At 52.2% G+C, this 2885-nt stretch carries 1 rRNA gene; it reads right to left on the bottom strand.

The features are described 5' to 3' along the window. Positions 1 to 94 precede the first annotated feature (94 nt). A 23S ribosomal RNA gene (locus PSTU_RS0109105) occupies positions 95 to 2885 on the bottom strand; the annotation flags it as partial.

Below are 2885 nucleotides of genomic sequence, written 5' to 3'. Positions count from 1 at the left end.
GTATTTCGGTTCGCTTTGCGAGCGATGCGTCTTTTCGGTTTGTTTGTCGACTTCAACCGTCTGACACGCAAACATCAAATTGTTTGGGTGTTATATGGTCAAGCCTCACGGGCAATTAGTATGGGTTAGCTCAACGCCTCACAGCGCTTACACACCCCACCTATCAACGTCGTAGTCTTCGACGGCCCTTCAGGGAGCTCAAGGCTCCAGTGAGATCTCATCTTGAGGCAAGTTTCCCGCTTAGATGCTTTCAGCGGTTATCTCTTCCGAACATAGCTACCCGGCAATGCCACTGGCGTGACAACCGGAACACCAGAGGTTCGTCCACTCCGGTCCTCTCGTACTAGGAGCAGCCCCTCTCAAATCTCAAACGTCCACGGCAGATAGGGACCGAACTGTCTCACGACGTTCTAAACCCAGCTCGCGTACCACTTTAAATGGCGAACAGCCATACCCTTGGGACCGGCTTCAGCCCCAGGATGTGATGAGCCGACATCGAGGTGCCAAACACCGCCGTCGATATGAACTCTTGGGCGGTATCAGCCTGTTATCCCCGGAGTACCTTTTATCCGTTGAGCGATGGCCCTTCCATACAGAACCACCGGATCACTAAGACCTACTTTCGTACCTGCTCGACGTGTCTGTCTCGCAGTCAAGCGCGCTTTTGCCTTTATACTCTACGACCGATTTCCGACCGGTCTGAGCGCACCTTCGTACTCCTCCGTTACTCTTTAGGAGGAGACCGCCCCAGTCAAACTACCCACCATACACTGTCCTCGATCCGGATAACGGACCAGAGTTAGAACCTCAAAGTTGCCAGGGTGGTATTTCAAGGATGGCTCCACGCGAACTGGCGTCCACGCTTCAAAGCCTCCCACCTATCCTACACAAGCAAATTCAAAGTCCAGTGCAAAGCTATAGTAAAGGTTCACGGGGTCTTTCCGTCTAGCCGCGGATACACTGCATCTTCACAGCGATTTCAATTTCACTGAGTCTCGGGTGGAGACAGCGCCGCCATCGTTACGCCATTCGTGCAGGTCGGAACTTACCCGACAAGGAATTTCGCTACCTTAGGACCGTTATAGTTACGGCCGCCGTTTACCGGGGCTTCGATCAAGAGCTTCGCTTGCGCTAACCCCATCAATTAACCTTCCGGCACCGGGCAGGCGTCACACCCTATACGTCCACTTTCGTGTTTGCAGAGTGCTGTGTTTTTAATAAACAGTCGCAGCGGCCTGGTATCTTCGACCGGCATGAGCTTACGGGGTAAACCCTTCACCCTCACCGGCGCACCTTCTCCCGAAGTTACGGTGCCATTTTGCCTAGTTCCTTCACCCGAGTTCTCTCAAGCGCCTTGGTATTCTCTACCCAACCACCTGTGTCGGTTTGGGGTACGGTTCCTAGTTACCTGAAGCTTAGAGGCTTTTCCTGGAAGCATGGCATCAACCACTTCTCCTTCTAAAAGAAGGATCGTCATCAGTTCTCGGCATTAAGACCCCGGATTTACCTAAGATCTCTGCCTACCACCTTAAACTTGGACAACCAACGCCAAGCTGGCCTAGCCTTCTCCGTCCCCCCATCGCAGTAACTAGAAGTACGGGAATATTAACCCGTTTCCCATCGACTACGCTCTTCAGCCTCGCCTTAGGGACCGACTCACCCTGCGTCGATTAACGTTGCGCAGGAACCCTTGGTCTTTCGGCGTGCGAGTTTTTCACTCGCATTGTCGTTACTCATGTCAGCATTCGCACTTCTGATACCTCCAGCAAGCTTCTCAACTCACCTTCACAGGCTTACAGAACGCTCCTCTACCGCTCAACTTACGTTGAACCCGTAGCTTCGGTACCTGGTTTGAGCCCCGTTACATCTTCCGCGCAGGCCGACTCGACTAGTGAGCTATTACGCTTTCTTTAAAGGGTGGCTGCTTCTAAGCCAACCTCCTAGCTGTCTGAGCCTTCCCACATCGTTTCCCACTTAACCAGGATTTTGGGACCTTAGCTGACGGTCTGGGTTGTTTCCCTTTTCACGACGGACGTTAGCACCCGCCGTGTGTCTCCCGTGCTGACACTTGCTGGTATTCGGAGTTTGCATCGGTTTGGTAAGTCGGGATGACCCCCTAGCCGAAACAGTGCTCTACCCCCAGCAGTGATACACGAGGCGCTACCTAAATAGCTTTCGAGGAGAACCAGCTATCTCCGAGCTTGATTAGCCTTTCACTCCGATCCACAGGTCATCCGCTAACTTTTCAACGGTAGTCGGTTCGGTCCTCCAGTTAGTGTTACCCAACCTTCAACCTGCCCATGGATAGATCGCCCGGTTTCGGGTCTATTCCCAGCGACTAGACGCCCTATTAAGACTCGCTTTCGCTACGCCTCCCCTATTCGGTTAAGCTCGCCACTGAAAATAAGTCGCTGACCCATTATACAAAAGGTACGCAGTCACCTAACAAAGTAGGCTCCCACTGCTTGTACGCATACGGTTTCAGGATCTATTTCACTCCCCTCTCCGGGGTTCTTTTCGCCTTTCCCTCACGGTACTAGTTCACTATCGGTCAGTCAGTAGTATTTAGCCTTGGAGGATGGTCCCCCCATATTCAGACAAAGTTTCTCGTGCTCCGTCCTACTCGATTTCACTTCTAAGATCCTTTCGCGTACAGGGCTATCACCCACTATGGCCGCACTTTCCAGAGCGTTCCGCTAAAATCAAAGAAGCTTAAGGGCTAGTCCCCGTTCGCTCGCCACTACTAAGGGAATCTCGGTTGATTTCTTTTCCTCAGGGTACTTAGATGTTTCAGTTCCCCTGGTTCGCCTCACACACCTATGTATTCAGTGTGTGATAACCATCTTATGATGGCTGGGTTCCCCCATTCAGACATCTCCGGATCA

Origin of the sequence: Stutzerimonas stutzeri SDM-LAC, from assembly GCF_000235745.1 — a bacterium.
GTDB classification, from domain to species: Bacteria; Pseudomonadota; Gammaproteobacteria; order Pseudomonadales; family Pseudomonadaceae; genus Stutzerimonas; species Stutzerimonas stutzeri_H.
Note: the sequence above shows the minus strand (reverse complement) of the source record. Positions and strands in the feature narration are given on the sequence as shown.